This is a genomic window from Bradyrhizobium sp. Pa8 (assembly GCF_052588265.1).
Genome location: NZ_CP176768.1, coordinates 279435 through 296167, shown reverse-complemented (window position 1 = coordinate 296167; position 16733 = coordinate 279435). Strand labels below are relative to the sequence as shown.

General features: G+C 60.4%; 15 protein-coding genes and 2 pseudogenes. 7 read left to right on the top strand and 10 right to left on the bottom strand.

The genetic code is table 11. From position 1 onward, the window contains the following. Positions 1–31: 31 nt before the first annotated feature. The 6 genes and pseudogenes from amoB to ACKWRH_RS46580 form a co-directional block, all read right to left on the bottom strand. On the bottom strand, positions 32–1354 hold the full coding sequence (amoB, locus tag ACKWRH_RS46605) for a bacterial ammonia monooxygenase, subunit AmoB (protein WP_445222722.1): 1323 nt from the start codon (positions 1352–1354) through the stop codon (positions 32–34). A gap of 27 nt (positions 1355–1381) precedes the next feature. Continuing rightward, on the bottom strand, positions 1382–2239 hold the full coding sequence (gene amoA / locus ACKWRH_RS46600; RefSeq protein WP_445222721.1) for a bacterial ammonia monooxygenase, subunit AmoA: 858 nt from the start codon (positions 2237–2239) through the stop codon (positions 1382–1384). 125 nt (positions 2240–2364) lie between these two features. Further along, positions 2365–3156: a bacterial ammonia monooxygenase, subunit AmoC gene (gene amoC, locus ACKWRH_RS46595; RefSeq protein WP_445222720.1), complete on the bottom strand. Its 792-nt coding sequence runs from the start codon at positions 3154–3156 to the stop codon at positions 2365–2367. 169 nt (positions 3157–3325) lie between these two features. Continuing rightward, a pseudogene (locus ACKWRH_RS46590) lies at positions 3326–3481 on the bottom strand (molybdopterin cofactor-binding domain-containing protein); the annotation flags it as partial. Between the two features lie 497 nt (positions 3482–3978). Then, positions 3979–4185, bottom strand: coding sequence for a hypothetical protein (locus ACKWRH_RS46585; RefSeq protein ID WP_445222719.1), 207 nt, complete (start codon positions 4183–4185; stop codon positions 3979–3981). Continuing rightward, positions 4178–4534 (bottom strand): DUF4238 domain-containing protein, encoded by a 357-nt coding sequence (locus ACKWRH_RS46580; protein WP_445222718.1) that lies wholly within the window; start codon positions 4532–4534, stop codon positions 4178–4180. The genes ACKWRH_RS46585 and ACKWRH_RS46580 overlap by 8 nt, the downstream gene beginning before the upstream one ends. 350 nt (positions 4535–4884) lie before the next feature. On the opposite strand from ACKWRH_RS46580, the gene ACKWRH_RS46575 reads away from it, so the two are divergent. The 3 genes from ACKWRH_RS46575 to ACKWRH_RS46565 all read left to right on the top strand — a co-directional run bounded on the left by ACKWRH_RS46575 (position 4885) and on the right by ACKWRH_RS46565 (position 8468). Next, positions 4885–5727: an IS5 family transposase gene (locus ACKWRH_RS46575; protein ID WP_445222717.1), complete on the top strand. Its 843-nt coding sequence runs from the start codon at positions 4885–4887 to the stop codon at positions 5725–5727. Positions 5728–5785: 58 nt separating this feature from the next. Beyond that, the gene (locus ACKWRH_RS46570) at positions 5786–6529 is read left to right on the top strand and encodes an ISNCY family transposase (protein WP_445222716.1); all 744 of its coding nucleotides are present in this window, start codon (positions 5786–5788) and stop codon (positions 6527–6529) included. A gap of 424 nt (positions 6530–6953) precedes the next feature. Beyond that, positions 6954–8468: an ISNCY family transposase gene (locus ACKWRH_RS46565; protein ID WP_445222715.1), complete on the top strand. Its 1515-nt coding sequence runs from the start codon at positions 6954–6956 to the stop codon at positions 8466–8468. A gap of 149 nt (positions 8469–8617) precedes the next feature. Here the strand turns inward: ACKWRH_RS46565 and ACKWRH_RS46560 are convergent. The 3 genes and pseudogenes from ACKWRH_RS46560 to istA form a co-directional block, all read right to left on the bottom strand. Next, a pseudogene (locus tag ACKWRH_RS46560) lies at positions 8618–8986 on the bottom strand (helix-turn-helix domain-containing protein); the annotation flags it as partial. Positions 8987–9105: 119 nt separating this feature from the next. Beyond that, positions 9106–9843 (bottom strand): IS21-like element helper ATPase IstB, encoded by a 738-nt coding sequence (gene istB / locus ACKWRH_RS46555; RefSeq protein WP_445222714.1) that lies wholly within the window; start codon positions 9841–9843, stop codon positions 9106–9108. 13 nt (positions 9844–9856) lie between these two features. Further along, a complete protein-coding gene (istA, locus tag ACKWRH_RS46550) occupies positions 9857–11383 on the bottom strand; it encodes an IS21 family transposase (RefSeq protein ID WP_445222713.1) in 1527 nt (508 codons plus the stop codon). Positions 11384–11504: 121 nt separating this feature from the next. On the opposite strand from istA, the gene tnpA reads away from it, so the two are divergent. The 4 genes from tnpA (at position 11505) to ACKWRH_RS46530 (ending at position 14199) form a co-directional block, all read left to right on the top strand. Continuing rightward, positions 11505–11900: an IS66-like element accessory protein TnpA gene (gene tnpA, locus ACKWRH_RS46545; RefSeq protein ID WP_445216772.1), complete on the top strand. Its 396-nt coding sequence runs from the start codon at positions 11505–11507 to the stop codon at positions 11898–11900. Beyond that, positions 11897–12244, top strand: a complete 348-nt coding sequence (gene tnpB, locus ACKWRH_RS46540; RefSeq protein ID WP_445216771.1) for an IS66 family insertion sequence element accessory protein TnpB — start codon at positions 11897–11899, stop codon at positions 12242–12244. Before tnpA ends, tnpB begins: the two co-directional genes overlap by 4 nt. Before the next feature lie 69 nt (positions 12245–12313). Continuing rightward, positions 12314–13963, top strand: a complete 1650-nt coding sequence (gene tnpC / locus ACKWRH_RS46535; protein WP_445216770.1) for an IS66 family transposase — start codon at positions 12314–12316, stop codon at positions 13961–13963. Then, positions 13960–14199: a hypothetical protein gene (locus tag ACKWRH_RS46530; RefSeq protein ID WP_445216769.1), complete on the top strand. Its 240-nt coding sequence runs from the start codon at positions 13960–13962 to the stop codon at positions 14197–14199. The genes tnpC and ACKWRH_RS46530 overlap by 4 nt, the downstream gene beginning before the upstream one ends. Positions 14200–14671: 472 nt before the next feature. Here ACKWRH_RS46530 and ACKWRH_RS46525 read toward each other — a convergent pair whose 3' ends face one another. After that, entirely contained in the window at positions 14672–16474 is a 1803-nt protein-coding gene (locus ACKWRH_RS46525; protein WP_445222712.1) for an ABC transporter ATP-binding protein, read from the bottom strand. Positions 16475–16733 lie beyond the last annotated feature (259 nt).

Sequence of the window (16733 nt, the reverse complement as noted above, 5' to 3'; positions counted from 1 at the left end):
GGAATTCCAAGCACTGCGGCTTTTACGATGTTCAACCCGCACCTCCTTTCGGAGTCTCAGCCGTGCGGTTGTCGGGATCGGTGAATACAGGGACCATGGGGCCGCTGACGTTTGAGATTGTCCGCTTGCCGTGCTCGTCATAGAAGAACAACAGTCCTCCCAACGTGTTGTCCGGATCGTTGATCAGGCTACTCAAGCGCTCCGTCTCCCATGCCGCGTCGGCCGCTTCGATATCGACTGTCTTCGTTTCACCCGGCTTGAGCGGTCGGCTGTCGCTCACCTTAAGCCCATTCGGAGGAAGCAATTCCTTGGGGTAATTCGGATCCACCGTCGCCATCGCCTGGCTAACCTCATGGTTGATGAAGCGCTGATTGGAAGTTAAGAACTCGCCAAGCTGTGCTGACGAGCTCCCATTGTTCGTCAGTGTCACGTTCATACGAAGCGAGCGGCCAGGGACGTCATAGTTTGACTTGTTGACCACAACTTTGACCTGCTCAGGCACTTCCGGTAGGGGCTCGACGGTTGCGCGGGACCCCTGCAGCGGCACGGTCCTTGGATAAGCGATGTCGGTCGCCTGAAAGCCGAAGAATACGATGAGAATCGTCGCCACGAGCAAACCGGCCCCGAATAGGCGATCGGTGCTGGTAACGAGCTGAGATCGATCGCCGCCTTTTTCCGTCAACGCGCGAAAACGAGGCAGCAGGAGCGGCCGGCGCAACCACCAGACAAGCCACACGATGGCGATCGCAACCCACAAGCCATGCCAGAAGAACACCCTGCCAAGGCCCCAGGTTTCGAGATTGTCGATAGTCTCGCCACTGAGAGTTTTGATTGAAAGCTTGAAGTCGCTTTCGTTCCCCGTCACCGTCAGCCAGTTTCCCGGTCCGAGCAGCGGCCCGGCTCCCATCACGTTGATCATCGGATGGACGTGATGGTGGCCTGGCACTCGTCCTTTGAGCACTGTTTTGAATTCATAGTCCCGGTTCAACTCCAGTTTGGTGGACTGAATTGCTGGGACGCCATTAATGTAGCTCTCGGTTCGGGCTAGCACCGGGCCCGGCGTCCCGTTTCCCAGAAAGGCCGCTTCGGGAAGGGGTAGGTTGACTGGCCAGATCGGGAAGAGTCGGAACTTGCCGGTGACAACGATTTCACCGTTCACGGGAATTTCGTTCGTGCTCCACTTCACATCGTAAAAATGAGCCGTTCGCATCCGCAGAAACGGCTCCTGATTGCGCTCACCATGCGCCAGAGCAGCATCTGGGACGAAGGTCAGTATTCCGATCTGCATGATCGCCGCCGCTGCCGATAGGACTACACGCACGCATGAGCTTTTGCGGAAACAGAATGTTCTCATTTGGAGTCCTCCACAGTCCCAGCAGGATCATTCGGCTGCGACGAAGCGCCCTTGCAGGCTGGTACCGTCCATGGCTTTTTGGGCTGTCTCAGCTGGCTCATCCTTATCGGTGAGCCCCATGAAGTTTTTCAGGGTGTTTGGCGTCGTTACCACGCGAGCGAGGAGCATTCCGATATGCCACCACGCCAAATACATCAGTATGGATACGAACGCCGAGAAAAAGGACGCGATAATGGCTGAGTGGCCACCAAAAGTTCGAAGCGTGCCCCGCTCTATCAGCCGGATATACTCAGGCAGGGCAGTGCGGGTGAAGGCATAGCTGATGTAATCGCCCACGGAAACAAGCTGCCCCATCACTTCTACGGGTAGCCGATATGGCGCCAGCCAAAACCAGTTAGTCGGGTAGAAAAGCAGTGCGAATGCAAAGGCGCCGGACATCGCCGTGAACAAAAAATTCCCGGTCAGCAAAAGAGCGACATCGAGGACTAGTGCGCCAGGTATCAGCAGCGCTGGAATGACCTCGCTCATCGGAAAGTACGACCACAGGTGGAAACCGAAGTATCGATTTATCCACTGACCGAACAGGAGACAAACGACCGCAAATGTAGCGGCGATTGGAAGTCTAAATTTCGTCCAAAACACATACTGCAAAGCTGCAGGGAATGTTATGGCCATAATTGGAGTCAGGGTGACCCACCACTGTCTGTCTTTCCAATCGATCCACATATCCCAGTCCCCTGCGGTCAGCATGTAATGCAGGTGGAATGCGCCGGAGACGGCCAGAAAAAGGATGGCGGCGACGAGAAGGTCAAACACTCTTGAGATTCTTGCTGATTCTTTAGGCCATTCGAGCCCATACAGTCTCACAGACGTTCCTCCTTGCATGGCTTCCTCCTAATTCTTTTACCGAGTTGAGATCGACCTTCCTGGAAACCGACGCCCGACATGATTACAAGACGGCATGCTTTGCACATGCCGGGCTTTCAGCGATTAATGGTTCATAAGCGGTTTCAGCGCTGGGTGGCGACCGAAACTTCGTCCTCTTGAGAAAGCCGCCCGATCACTTCAAGCATGTGCATCGCGATCTGGATCAGGAGCCCACCCAAGGCCAGCACACTCCAGCCCATCACGACAAAACCCCAGTGCAAGGGATAGGAGAACACCTCTTCCATCAGGAAGAAGGCATGGCCCCACTCGTTGTAGCCCAAGTTCGGCAATATTAGAAACGGACCTACAACCGCGAGCACGAATGGAATTGAGATCTGCGTTGCGAACTTCGGCAGCCTCGTCATCGCGTACAGAAATGATCCCACGCCAAACAGCACGTAGAGTGGCATGGTGCCGTAGAACAGCACGATGTGACTCGGCGTGAAGCTTGTATCCCGGACCACAACCTGATGCCATGAGGCGTCCTGCTCGGCAAAGAAGCTGGTAGCGAACCAGACGCAAAAGGCATAGACGAAGATGAACAGGACCAGATTGAAGTAGCGCCGGAGCTCTTCCCGCGGTTTGAGCGCGCCAAGATTGCGGTCTCGCGTGAACCATAGATACGCCCAGGTCACCACCCAGAGCAAAGGGATGACGCTAAGCTCAACCTTCAGCAACGTCATCCAGGCGGCATCGAACGCGGGCTCAGTCGAATCCAGGCCGGCACTCCAAGCATAGACCTGCTGAAAGATGCGCCAGAATACCATCAGCGCTAGCACCGCCAGAGTGACTCCTGCTGCAAGTTTGAAATTCCCTAACGGCTGAGTACGGTCCTCAGCGGCAGACTTGGCGCTATGAGTCATCGTGATCGACATCTTGTCTCCTCCTTGAGATTGCCTAAGGTGTGGTGGTGGGTACGAGGGTAGTGCTCACTCCGATCGTTGACCGCAAGGATAGGATCTGTCTTCAAGCTCCCAGCTTTCTGGTTACCTCCTTGCGAACGGCGCACGCATACATGTTGATTTCGAGATCGACCGGTAATTGATCTCGAGACCGACCGGTAATTCGACGACTTTTGGGGCTTTCGACCGCCTGCTCGCGCAGGGCCTGCCCGATGCCGCCGGCAAGGCCGCCCTGGACCTGGCCCTCGACGATCATCGGGTTGATGTGGCGGCCGAAGTCGTCGGCCGCCACGAAGGACCAGCATAGACCAACGGTTGGATTCGGCGGCCACCAATCCAGGTAGGTGCGGTGCAGTCTTTCTCCGCGATACTCCTTGCTCCCACTCTTGAGAATTGAGCCTCCGCCATCAACTGGAATTTCGCATTCACAGCATAGAAGACGATCAGCGGACCGAACTCGGTGGCGCAGCTGAGCATCATATGCGGTGCGTCTCGTCGTCCATCACCAGCGCTGGTTACCATTCCCGGCCGTTTTGCTCCCTTAGACATCACGAAGGTTGGCAATATACAACTTGACGCTGCGTAAGCTTCAAGCCCCTGCGGTGTGTCCAACTATCCTATGCTGGCAAACGCAATGACCAGCCCATGCGCCTCCCCGCCGATGCTTGGCTTGTGGTATCGACGGGCTGCCTGGGGTGATTACGCCTGCATTCGCTCGGGGAGCGTCAAGACGATCGTGCATCCCGCGGAAGGTGGTACAGGCAATCGAGACGCGCAGCGGGTTCGCTGTGCTAATCAGCGCGTTGTTGTCGAGGACGATCTTGAAGCAGCCATCTCAAAAGCCGCTTTCATTTCGTCACAGGTGACGTTGTAGTCGTCCGGCAAGGCACCTTGAGCCTTGGCTTCCTGGACGCTCGCGTTGTATGTCAGTTCGTTCTGGAGGCGCGCGGCAATGTTCATCCTGCCGACGTCGTTTGCGATATCGCGGATGTTCTTACGCATATCTGGATTTCGTAAGGCCGTGAGCCCGATGAGCGTGAGGAGGTGCGCGCGATCGTCTTCGTTCTCTAGCTAGGTTGCGCAACTCATTGATACCGGCCAAGGCATCGGCCAACTTGGTCTCGAACTCCGACATGGCTGCCTCGAGCGCATCCGGATCCATGCCGTCGAGCTGGATGCGATTGAAGTAGTTCTGGCATGCCACATCCTGGGTGTTGTTCTTGTAGCTCTGGGCCTTCTTGCGGTCGAAGACCGATACGTGGTGAGCCTTCCCATGCTTATTGGCGAACTGGCGCAGGTAGCACTGTGGCACGTACTGCTGCTTTATTGGCCGATTTCGAGTTTTTCCCATGCAAGCGTTCCCCCGCCAGTGGCCATATTGTTTCCCAGACTTGGCTTGTTTGTGTAAACGCAACCCGCGACATCCAAATATTCGGACGACCAGCCAAGGTGACAAACCTACCGGCGCTGTTGAATGTTCGCTAGAGGGCCGAGCTGGGCTGAGATCGAGTTCGGGTCACCGCATGCCAGTTAGACAGCGCCGCGCAGCCGCCCGTCGGCGCCGCTTCGATATAACGCCGGAGGCTGTGGAGCTTTTCCGGCAAGGCCTGCGCGACCCTCAGTGTCCGACCGAACAATAAGTTGAGTGATATCAGCGAGTTCTGATTCCATCGGTGTTGCGAAGCATCAAGGGGATCGAGAATGTGGACTGATATCACCCGGGCACAGTTTGCCCGAGAGGAGCTGCGTTTGCCAAGCGACTTGACGGATGCGGAATGGGGCGTGCTGGAGAGGTTGCTTCCTGTGCGGGCCAAGCGCGGGCGGCGCCCGAAATGGAGCTATCGCGACATCGTCGAGGCAGTGCTCTATCTGCTGCGCGGCGGATTGCCGTGGCGCATGCTGCCGCCCACTCTGTTTCCACCAATGACCACGGTGCAGTACTATTTCTACCAGTGGCGCGACAACGGATTGTGGCAATCGATCAACCACGCACTCCTGATGCTGGCGCGCGAGGCGATCGGCCGGGAGGCCTCGCCGACGGCCGGCGTGATCGACAGCCAATCGGTCAAGACCACGGAAAGTGGCGGCCCTCGCGGCTACGACGCGGGAAAGAAGATCAAGGGTCGAAAGCGCCACATCGTCACCGACACCCAAGGGCTCCTGGTCGGAGCGATCGTTCACGCTGCCGACGTCCAGGATCGCGACGGCGCGCCAGATGTCCTGTGCAGCATTCGCTACCGCTTCCCCTGGCTGCGCCATATCTTCGCCGATGGCGGCTATGCCGGCGAAAAGCTCAAGGCGGTGCTGGAAAAGATCGGCCGGTGGACTGTCGAGATCATCAAGCGCTCCGATGCCGCACAGGGCTTCGAGGTGCTTCCGCGCCGCTGGGCGGTCGAACGAACCTTCGCCTGGCTCGGCCGCAACCGCAGATTGGCCAAGGACTTCGAGCGAACCATCGAAAGCGCAACTGCCTGGCTCTTCCTCGCCTCTGTCCAACTCATGACAAGGCGCATCGCAGCGATAAATACAGCAATGCAATTTTGAGTCAGGCTCTTAGAGATGTCACTTTCCCCGGCCATGAGGGCTTGGGAGTTTTGGTGTGATGACGGTGCTGTCGATGAGCCGAGCGGAGATCGACCGGGTTCACGTGCTGAAGGATTTGCTGGCCGAGCGGATACGACCGAGCGAAGCGGCGCAGCTCATGGGCGTGACGACGCGACAGGTGTTCCGATTGCTCAAGGCGTATCACGCTGGCGGGCCTGCAGCGCTGATTTCCAAGAAGCGCGGTAAGCCGAGCAATCGGGCGTATCCGGCGGTTGTCCGGACCGAAGCGATGGCGCTGATCAAGGCCAATTACGGGGACTTCGGCCCGACGTTGGCGGCCGAGAAGCTTTCGGAGCGACATGGGTTGCATTTTGGTGTTGAGACCGTACGGCGCTGGATGCTGGCTGACGGGCTCTGGCAGGATCGCCGGCAACGGCTCAAACGGGTCTACCAGCCGCGGCATCGTCGCGACTGTGTGGGCGAGTTGATTCAGATCGACGGCTCTGAACACTGGTGGTTCGAGGATCGCGGCCCACAACGCACCCTGCTCGTCTTTATCGATGATGCGACCAGCCGTTTGATGCATCTGCGCTTTGCAGAGACGGAATCGACCTTTGATTATTTTGCTGCGACGCGCGCCTATTTGCAGCGCTACGGCAAGCCGATCGCATTCTACTCGGATAAGCTTGTTATCGACCCCAGATCGCAGGCAGTGCGGGCGAGACTCGACGCTGTTCGGTTGCGTTCGATCAGACGCTGTCCCTGCCTCGCCCGCACTACCATTGAAGCTAGCGGCACGTGACTCGGCGCTGACCATCCTGGCGCCATTGCGCTGTCCCTGCCACATACCGTTAACCACAACGGCTCCGTATCCAGGCTAGCTTACCGAAAGCTGACAGGCGCCCACGGGCATTCACAAATCGGCATAGGGGACGACCTTTGTAAAGTCGCTCCCCTGCTACACCACCCGGCATGCGGGTCCGCACCGGGCGGTTCGAGAAGCTGAGGTCATGAGAGTCAGGGCAGTCCGAGCCGACTGGACCAGTCGAGGGTCAGCACGGCATTGAGGAGTTTGCCGCTGTTGCGCCACCAGCGTCGGCCGTTCGCCGCTATCTATCGCGCCACATCCGGCTCGGCCCGCATTGCCTCACCTTAATTGTTACCGGATGCTAAGCCGTTGCCTCACGTAAATTGCTCCCTTGGATCGGGAACGAGCGGGGGCGAAGGTGGGGCGGCTAACCATGGCGACGCGGAAGGAACTGACGGCGGCGGCAGGCGCGCGCTATCGGACGTCGGATCGCGCGAAGAAGTCGCGGATATTGGACGAGTTCGTCGACATCTCCGGATTCCATCGCAAGCATGCGATGCGGCGTCTTCGAGGTCAGGAAGACGCAGGTCCAGGTCGGAGGGCGCGACGCCGGGTCTATAATGAGGCAGAACACAACGCGCTCGTGCTCCTTTGGGAGGCGTCAGACCGGATCTGCGGGAAGCGGCTGAAGGCGTTAATGCCTGCGCTGATGGAGGCGATGGAACGGCACGGCCACCTCGACCTTGCCTCCGAGATCCGCGACAAACTTTTGGCAATGAGCGCTGCGACGATCGACCGCGCGTTGGCGCGGGTCCGAGAAGGATTAGGTCGCAGGCGCCGACGGCACGCGACGCACTCGTTGCGTCGCAGTATTCCAATACGGACGTCGGCAGATTGGAACGATCCGGCGCCGGGGTTCGTCGAGGCTGACCTTGTTGCGCATAGCGGTCCATCGGCGCGCGGCAGCTTCATCCAGACCCTGGTGCTCACTGACATTGCTACCGGCTGGACGGAGTGCGCTCCTCTGATCGTGCGCGAACAAACGCTGTTGAGCACGGTGTTGACAGAATTGCGCAAACAATTGCCCTTTGCGCTGGTCGGCCTCGATACGGACAATGATACGGTGTTCATGAATGAGACGCTGAAAGCCTACTGCGATGCGGCCAACATCGTCTTCACGCGTTGCCGGCCCTACCGGAAGAACGACCAGGCGTTCGTCGAGCAGAAGAACGGCGCCGTCGTGCGTAGGATGGTCGGCTATCGTCGGCTCGAGGGCCTGGAAGCGGCCAAGCTGCTGGCTGAACTCTATCGATCGGCGCGGCTGTTCGTGAACTTCTTCCAACCCTCATTCAAACTGATGACCAAGCAGCGCGACGGTGCTCGTGTGCGCAAGACATACAGCGCGCCGGCAACGCCACACCAGCGCTTGGCCGCCGACGCCCGCACGCCCGACGCGGTTCGCCACCATCTCCAAGAAGTCTATGCCGCTCTCGACCCGGTCGCGTTGTTGCGCGACATCCGCGGCGCGCAGGAACGCATCGCGGCGCTCGCGGATACCCAGCCAATCGCCCATCCTGCTGCGGCATCGCAATCGATCGATCTCTTCCTGGCAAGCCTAAGAACCGCCTGGAAAGACGGAGCTATGCGACCGACGGATCGGCCAATCGTGAAAGCGAAGAGAGGCCGGCGCCGTCCCGACCCGCTCATCAGGGCAACGCCAGATTTGCGAAAATGGTTTGAGGTCGAGCCCTGGCGGACTGGTAGCGAACTGCTCTCCCGCTTGCAGGTGGAATATCCTGGAGCCTATCCGAACAAGCTTCTTCGAACGCTTCAACGTCGCCTTAAATGCTGGCGCAGCGAGCAAGCGAACGCGTTATTGTTCGTTCCTGCGGAGAAAGCGCTGCTGGGGCACGAGGGCACAACAACCCAATGATGTGCCAGGTGCCAGCGGAGGAGGCCGGGCGCTCCGAAACCCCGACCATCTCCGCACCCGGCCTCCTCCTCAACCCAAGCCGGGAGCAAATAAATGAGGCAACCGATCGCACTCGGGAGCATCGATATGTGAGGCAATACGTCTTCCATCCTGATCGCCGCGCGACACTGCACGGGGCTTTCGTCGAAGCACACCAACGGCGTGCTCGGATCGGGTGCCTCGGCATATAGATCGAGCACGTCCTCCATTCGGGCGACATATTCGCCATCGACCTGCGGAATGCACCACATGTCCTTGCGCCAGGGCTTGAGGTCATTCTCCGCCAGACGTCGCCGGACCGTCTCGCGCGACAGGCTTTGGTGTTCGGTGAGCTTGACGAGTGCACCCGCCAGCAGATCGAGCGTCCAGCGGGCACGGCCCTTTGGAGGGGCCGCACAGGCGGTCGCCACCAGCAAGGCTTCTTCCTTGCCCGTGAGCTTGCGTTCCGCCCCGGGGCGCGGCTCCTCGCTCAGCGTGCTGATTCCGACGAAGCCGCCCCTTTAGTCCGATTTGATCGCGCCCCCGGATTCCGAGATGATCTCGCCCCCGGGGTCGAGGCTCTGCTGGCGTACTTTTGTTATTTCGTTCGCATGAGGTGTCAAGCTTTCTTGGTTTGCTTTCGGCGCAAGCTTTCGCCGGCAAGATCGATGCGGTGGGCGTTGTGCACCAGTCGGTCGAGGATCGCGTCGGCGTAGGTCGGATTGCCGATCACCTCGTGCCAGGTTGAGATGGGGAGTTGGCTGGTAACAATGGTGGAGCGGCGACCGTATCGGTCTTCGAGTATTTCAAGGAGGTCGTGACGAGCCGGATCGTCGAGCGGCTCCAGACCCCAATCGTCGAGTATTAGGAGCTGGACACTGCCGAGCTTGCGCTGCAGTCGTGCCTGGCGGCCATCGCCGCGGGCGAGCGCCAGATTGGCAAACAACCTCGGCACACGTTGATACAGCACGGAGCGATCGTCACGGCAGGCCTTATGGCCAAGCGCGCAGGCCAACCAACTTTTGCCGACGCCGGATAGCCCACAGATGGCTAGATTGTCGTGAGCGTCGATCCAATCGCCGGCGATGAGCTTGAGGAACAGAGCTCGGTCGAGGCCGCGCTCACTGCGATAGTCGACATCCTCGGGGGCGGCCTGATGACGCAATTTTGCAAAGCGCAGGCGGGCGGCGAGCTTACGGTCGTGGCGGGAGCTCCATTCCCGATCGATCAGCAAGCCCAGCCATTCAGCATGGTTGAGCTGTTCGGCCTCGCTATTGGCGATCAGTTCATTACACGCTTTGGCCATGCCGGTCAGGCCCATGGCGTTGAGGCGATCGAGAGTGGGATGGGTAAGCATGCTTGTTCTCCTGTCAATGGTAGTAGCGGGGACCGCGGATGTTTGGATGCTCGATCGGCTTGGCCGACGTCGCGCGTGACGCCGGCGCCTGGTCGAGACGGTTGTCCAGGATGGAGCGTACCGAGCCGTAGGTTCGTGCGCCGATCTCGAGTGCGCGGCCGCAGGCAGCATCGACTCTTTCTCGGCCAAAGCCCTTGGCCAGGCGGATAATGCCCAGACAAGCGCGGAAGCCCTGCTCGGGATGTGGCCGCTCGGCCAAGATCTTCTCGACGAGCAGCGCCGTATCGGAGCCGATGGCCGACGCTTCCCGCTTGATCCGCTCGATGGTCCAGTCGGCGAAGCGCCGATGCGCCGACGGCATGTGTTCGGCCACGGTGCTGTGCTTTCCATTGCCGCTGGAGCGCCGATGGACAGCGATCCGCTCGCCCTTGCGGAACAGCTCGATCGTGTTAGCCGTGATCCGAGCTTCGACCTGCTCGCGCGCGAAGCGCCAAGGAACCGAGTAATAATGACGGTCGATCTCGACATGATAGTCGAGGCCAGCCCGGCGGATCCGCCATTCAGCGTAGACATAGCGCTCGGCCGGCAGGGGCTTAAGCGCCGGCCGGTCGATCTCCTCAAACAACTGCCGCCGGGTGCAGCCGACCCGGCGCAGCACCCGACGATCATTCAAATCGGTTAGAAGCGCGACGATCGACGCATTGACCTCGGCCAGGCTGTAAAAGACACGGTGGCGCAGCCGACCCAGAAGCCAGCGTTCGACAATGCGCACCGCCGCTTCGACCTTGGCTTTGTCGCGAGGCCGCCGCGGCCGAGTTGGCAGCACCGAACTGCCGTAATACGCCGCCATCTCGGCGTAGCTGCGGTTGACCTGTGGATCGTAGAGGCAGGCCTTGATCACCGCCACCTTGGCGTTGTCTGGCACCAACAGCGAGGGCGCGCCGCCGAAGGCTTCCAGCGCATGGACATGGCATTCCAACCAGTCCGCCAGCGTCTCGCCCCAGCGCGCTTCGGCAAAGGACAAACTCGAGGCGCCCAACACGACGACAAAGATGTGGGCGGCCCGCGTCTTGCCGGTTCGCCGATCAATCACCACCGCGACCGTGTCGCCGGCATAGTCGACGAACAGCTTCTCTCCGGCCGCATGGTTTTGCCGCATCGTCACCGGCAAATTAGCCGCCCAGCCCCGGTAAAGATCGCAGAACCGGCTATATCGGTAGCCGTCTGGATGGCGCTCGATATATTCGTCCCAGAGGATCTGCAGCGTTACGTGCTTGCGCTTCAACTCCCGGTGGACTTCTGCCCAGTCTGGCTCCGCCGCCCGCCGATGGCCCGTCTTCGTGCCAGCCGCCTTGTAAAGCAAAGCCTCCAGAACCGCGTCGGTGATAGCGTCGTCTAGCGGCCAGGAAAGTCCGGCTACCTCAGCCCGCCGTAGCGTCTCCCGTACCGTCGAGGGCGCCGCTCCCACCCGATACGAGACCGCCTTGTGGCCAAGCCCCTCGGCAAACCGATATTTCACAATCTCGCGGACGCGCCGCATGCTCAGTCTCTCCGCCGCCATCTCGGTCCTTTCCGTATCCCTCCGGCGGCGGCCGCCTTGTGTAATTTGAGAGGCGGCCCGAGGATTTGACCTTAAATCTAGCTTTAAGGTCACGTGGCGAATGCAGGTCAATGTGTTGGGCGCCGAGCGTCGGCGGCGATGGAGTTACGACGAGAAGGTTCGCCTTGTCGAAGAGACCTTGCAGGCTGGCGAGACGGTCTGCGGCGTCGCGCGACGGCACGGGGTGGCTCACGGCCTGCTGTTCACTTGGCGTCGACAGGCGCGCCAGGGCCGACTGGGCGGAGATTCCGGGCCAGCTCTCGTTCCCGTCGAGATCACACCGGTGGCGGTTCCGGTCTCGAGCGACGCGCCACAACCGGTGTCTTCACCGCCTGCGCATCGTGCAAGGGCTGGAATCATCGAGATCGAGCTTGGCGGTGGCTGTCGTGTGCGCGTTGACCGGGACGTCGACAGCGAGGCGCTGCAGCGGGTTCTTGAGCTCCTGCGACGACGATGATCCCGATTCCGAGCGGCATCAGGGTTTGGATCGCCACTGGCCACACCGACATGCGTCGCGGCATGCAAAGCCTGGCTCTTACGGTTCAGGAGAGCTTAAAGCGCGATCCTTATGCCGGCGATCTCTACATCTTCCGGGGCCGTCGCGGTGACCTCGTCAAGATTCTTTGGCACGATGGGCTGGGCATGTCGCTCTACGCCAAGCGTCTGGATCGTGGCAAGTTCATCTGGCCGTCGGCGTCGGCCAGCGCGGTATCGATCTCAGCGGCGCAGATGGCCTATATGCTCGAGGGCATCGACTGGCGGAATCCGCAACTGAGTTGGCGACCGCAGAGTGCGGGCTGAGCGAAGAAACTACGGTTGCTGCCATTTTGGGGAGTCCCATCGCGTCCAATCTGTGATTCACTGCGTCGCATGGATGCCGACCGCGACGCTGTTCCGGATGATGTTGCCGCCCTGAAGGAGGCGCTGGCGGTCGAGCGTGCGAAGGGTTTGGAGATCGCTGCCGAGCTCGCGGTCGCCCGCGCGAAAGCGTCGGAAGACGAAGCGCTGATCGCCCAGCAGCAGTTGCAGATCGCCAAGCTGAAGCATCAGATCTACGGGCAACGGTCGGAACGTTCGGCGCGGCTGATCGAGCAGTTGGCGCTGACGTTCGAAGAGCTGGAAGCCGACGCCACCGAGGACGAGCTTGCGGCGGAACGAGCCTTGGCGAAGACGACGACGGTGCGCGGATTTACGCGCAAGCGCGCTGAGCGCCAGACCTTCCCTGAGCACCTTCCCCGGGAGCGGGTGGTGATCGAAGGACCTACGGCTTGTGAATGCTGCGGCAGCAATCGCCTTCGCAAGCTCGGCGAGGACGTGACGCGCACGCTGGAAGTAGTGCCGCGCCAGTGGAAGGTGATCGAGACGGTCCGGGAGAAGTTCTCCTGCCGCGACTGCGAGAAGATCAGCCAGGCGCCGGCGCCGTACCATGCCATCGCTCGGGGATGGGCTGGCCCGAGCCTCCTGGCCATGATCATGTTCGAGAAGTTCGGCCAGCATCAGCCGCTAAACCGCCAGGCCGAGCGCTATGCTCTCGAAGGCGTGCCGATCGCACTGTCGACCATGGCGGATGCCGTTGGGGCGGTCTGTGCGTCGCTGGATCCCCTGCTGCGCCTGGTGGAAGCCCATGTCATGGCGGCCGAGCGCCTTCATGCCGATGATACGACCGTGCCGGTGCTGGCCAAGGGCAAGACCGACACGGGACGGTGCTGGATCTACGTTCGGGACGACCGGCCGTTTGGGGGCGCGGGCCCACCGGCAGCGATGTTCTACCACTCGCACGACCGCAAGGGCGAGCATCCCCAGATGCATCTGGCCCAGTATGCCGGCATCCTGCAGGCCGACGCCTATGACGGGTACAACCAGCTCTATCTGGCGGGGCGCCAACCCGGACCGATCCGGGAAGCTGCCTGCTGGTCGCATGGAAGGCGCCCATTCTTTGCCATGGCCGACATCGAAGAGAATGCGCGGCGCAAGGGCGCCGGAAAGAAGGAAATCCCGCTCTCTCCGATCGCGATCGAGGTCGTGCGGCGGATCGATGCGCTGTTCGAGATCGAACGCTCCATCAATGGCAGGAGCCCCGAAGGGCGTCTGGAGGTGCGACAGACGCTGAGCCGGCCTCTGGTCGAGGACCTTGAGGTCTACATGCGCGAAAAGCTCGCCAAACTGTCTCGCGGTCACGACCTGGCCAAGGCGTTCAACTACATCCTGAAGCGATGGGCGAGCTTCACGCTGTTCCTGGAAGATGGACGCGTGTGTCTCTCCAACAATGCCGCCGAACGGGGCTTGCGAGGCATCGCTCTTGGACGGAAGTCCTGGCTGTTCTGCGGATCTGATCGCGGAGGGCGGCGCGCCACAGCTATGTACAGCCTCATCGTCACGGCGAAAATGAACGGCATCGACCCGCAGGCGTGGCTTACGGATATCCTCGCCCGGATCGCCGCCCATCCGGCTCATCGGCTGGACGAACTTCTGCCCTGGAAATGGACGCCAGCATCAGCGATCTCCGCTCGAGCGGCATGACCAGCCATGTCAACAAGGTCCATCACGCCACCACCATCACCCAGGTCGCGAAAGACCTCGGCGAAGACGAAGACTGGTTGTGGGACATCGCCAACGAAATGGAGATCGAGGACGGCGTCATCTGGGTCTATGGCGTCGGAGAAGACGGCGTCCAGGCGTTCACCGACTTCGGAATCGAAAACCTCATCGAGCTGATCAGGTTCTACAAAGAGAACCCTGGACTGCTCCGGCGGTAACCCTGCGGCCTACGCCGAATGGATACTCCTTTCCTCGGCAACCCAAAGAAGGACCTTCTGCCGGCAGAGCACCCGGCCCAACCCCTCCTCACGGGGGCGGATTAATCTCGGAATCAGGGGGGCGGCTAATTCTCGGAACGAGGGGACGACATCATTTCGGAATCGGGGGGCGGCATGCCTCGGAATTTGCACTCAGCGCCCGTTCCAGATTGCCTTCCACGAAGCGGCGCTTGGTCCGGTACACGGGAAAACCGCGCGCCGATGGCGGTCTGGCGGACTGGTGTCACCGGCGCATTCGGCGAAGAGGCTGTGGATATGACGCTTCTCGCAAGCGAGAAGCTTGGACAACGCTGCGCGTTGTCCACAGCCACAACAGCAGCAGGCAAGAGTAGCGTAAAATTATCGAGAAGAACGAACGGTGGCAGTTCCACTTAAGAAACCGGACCCGGTGGTCCTCAGCATAGGGTCCACTTCAAACCAGCCCCTTCGCCACGCTCCCGCGCTGCCGCTCGAAAAGACGGCGGTAGATGCCGCTGTTTAGACGAATCAGCGCGGCGTGATCGCCCTCCTCGATGATGCGGCCGCGTTCGAAGACGAGTAGCCGATCGAGCGCGCGCACCGTCGATAGCCGGTGCGCGATGATCAGCGTGGTGCGCCCGACCATCAGCCGTTCCATCGCGTTCTGGATCAGCACTTCCGACTCCGTATCAAGGCTCGAGGTTGCCTCGTCCAGAATTAAGATCGGCGCGTCCGCGAGGAAGGCACGCGCGATCGCCACCCGCTGGCGCTCGCCGCCGGAAAGTTTTACGCCACGCTCGCCGACCAGTGTACCATAACCCTTTGGCAGGCGCGTGATGAATTCATGCACGCTGGCGAGTTGTGCCGCCTCCTCAATCTCGGCCTGGCTGGCACCGGGCTGGCCGTAAGCTATGTTTTCGGCTAGAGTCCGATGGAACAAGAGGCATTCCTGCTGCACAATCGCAATCTGAGAGCGCAGCGAAGCCTGCGTGACCTTCGAAATGTCTTGATCGTCGATCTGGATTCGACCGCCTTTCAGATCGTAAAGCCGCTGGATGAGCTTCACAAAGGTGGTCTTGCCGGAGCCGGAGGGGCCGACCAGACCGACCCGTTCGCCAGCCTTTATCGACACTGAGAAGTCCCTAAAGAGCGGCAATCCATCGTTTCCATAATGGAAACAGACGTTCTTAAAATCGATGCGGCCCTTCATGATCCGGATCTGCTTAGCCTCCGGACAATCAGCGATGTCGAGCGGCTGACTCTGGATATAGACCAACTCCTCCATATCATTCACTGAGCGTTGCACGTTGCGGACGTGCATGCCTACGTCGCGCAGGTAGCCCTGCAGCACAAAGAAAGAGGTAAGCACGAGGGCGATATCGCCCGCGGTTGCCTGGTGGCGCGAGCACAGAAGCAGGGCATAGCAGATCACCGTCGCCCGGAGCGCGAGCAGTGTTGCGCCTTGCGCAGAGCCGCTGATCGCTCCATGCACCCAGGTCCGACGCATCCGACGTCGCCACTTGGCGACGACCTTCGCGAGGCGCTCGTTTTCCCGTTGTTCGGCTGCGAAGCCTTTGACCACCGGGTTGCAACTGATCGCGTCGGCGAGCGCGCCGCCAAGCCTGCTATCCCAGCTGTTCGCAAGGCTCGCCGGCGGCGCGATATATTCGAGTGTTAGCGTGATCGTCAATCCGACATAGGCGAGAGAGCCGCAGGCAGTGATCAGGCCCATCATCGGCCAGTGCCAGCCGAGCAGCACGGCCGAACCGATGAGCATGATGAGCGAGGGGAACAACGCGATAAGGATCGTGCTGTTCAATAGGTCGAGCGCGCCCATGCCGCGCGTGATCTGGCGTACCGTCGAGCCGGCGAAACTGTTGGCATGCCAGTCGGTCGAAAAGCGCTGGACCCGATCGAATGCTTCGCTCGAGATGTCGCACAACATCTTCAGCGTCAGTTCGATGATGCAGGTGAAGGCAACGTGACGCATAACGATGGCGCCAAGTGCGAGGCCAATCAGCATAGAGAAGGCGGCAAGCGCGGCATGCCATGCGGCGCCCTGCGTTGCAGCTCCGTCCGCAACTGCGTCGACCAGCCGGCCCGTATAGAGCGGCGTCAGCACGTCAGCCAACGTGCAGGCGAACATCGAGATCATGATGATCGCGACCCGGGCCGGCTGCCAGCTCCAGTGGCGGCCGGTGAAGGCGAGAACGTTGAGAAAACCGTCGACCGGCGGGCCAATATGGAAACGGCTCATGATCTCGCATCCATGCGATCGGTCCCAAGAAAGCTGAAATGGAAACTCCGCGCAACGACGTGACCATATGTTGGTTCGTTCTTCGCACCGATTGCGAAATCGCCACGGGATCGACCAGCTCCGCCGATCTCCGTTGCTCCGCCCGCGTTACTTGGCGTACCAATCTCCGACACTCTAACCGGCTGGATAAAAGTTCGGTGCGGGCCATCGTAAACCGACGCAAGTACGCCAACGCCAGCGTTGACTTCCACCTTCGAAA

Excerpts from the sequence above, each read along its gene's own strand:
- amoB (WP_445222722.1), bottom strand. The coding sequence starts at position 1,354 with ATGAGAACATTCTGTTTCCGCAAAAGCTCATGCGTGCGTGTAGTCCTA.
- amoA (WP_445222721.1), bottom strand. The coding sequence starts at position 2,239 with ATGCAAGGAGGAACGTCTGTGAGACTGTATGGGCTCGAATGGCCTAAA.
- amoC (WP_445222720.1), bottom strand. The coding sequence starts at position 3,156 with ATGTCGATCACGATGACTCATAGCGCCAAGTCTGCCGCTGAGGACCGT.
- ACKWRH_RS46585 (WP_445222719.1), bottom strand. The coding sequence starts at position 4,185 with ATGCGTAAGAACATCCGCGATATCGCAAACGACGTCGGCAGGATGAAC.
- ACKWRH_RS46580 (WP_445222718.1), bottom strand. The coding sequence starts at position 4,534 with ATGGGAAAAACTCGAAATCGGCCAATAAAGCAGCAGTACGTGCCACAG.
- ACKWRH_RS46575 (WP_445222717.1), top strand. The coding sequence starts at position 4,885 with ATGTGGACTGATATCACCCGGGCACAGTTTGCCCGAGAGGAGCTGCGT.
- ACKWRH_RS46570 (WP_445222716.1), top strand. The coding sequence starts at position 5,786 with ATGACGGTGCTGTCGATGAGCCGAGCGGAGATCGACCGGGTTCACGTG.
- istB (WP_445222714.1), bottom strand. The coding sequence starts at position 9,843 with ATGCTTACCCATCCCACTCTCGATCGCCTCAACGCCATGGGCCTGACC.
- istA (WP_445222713.1), bottom strand. The coding sequence starts at position 11,383 with ATGCGGCGCGTCCGCGAGATTGTGAAATATCGGTTTGCCGAGGGGCTT.
- tnpA (WP_445216772.1), top strand. The coding sequence starts at position 11,505 with ATGCAGGTCAATGTGTTGGGCGCCGAGCGTCGGCGGCGATGGAGTTAC.
- tnpB (WP_445216771.1), top strand. The coding sequence starts at position 11,897 with ATGATCCCGATTCCGAGCGGCATCAGGGTTTGGATCGCCACTGGCCAC.
- tnpC (WP_445216770.1), top strand. The coding sequence starts at position 12,314 with ATGGATGCCGACCGCGACGCTGTTCCGGATGATGTTGCCGCCCTGAAG.
- ACKWRH_RS46530 (WP_445216769.1), top strand. The coding sequence starts at position 13,960 with ATGACCAGCCATGTCAACAAGGTCCATCACGCCACCACCATCACCCAG.
- ACKWRH_RS46525 (WP_445222712.1), bottom strand. The coding sequence starts at position 16,474 with ATGAGCCGTTTCCATATTGGCCCGCCGGTCGACGGTTTTCTCAACGTT.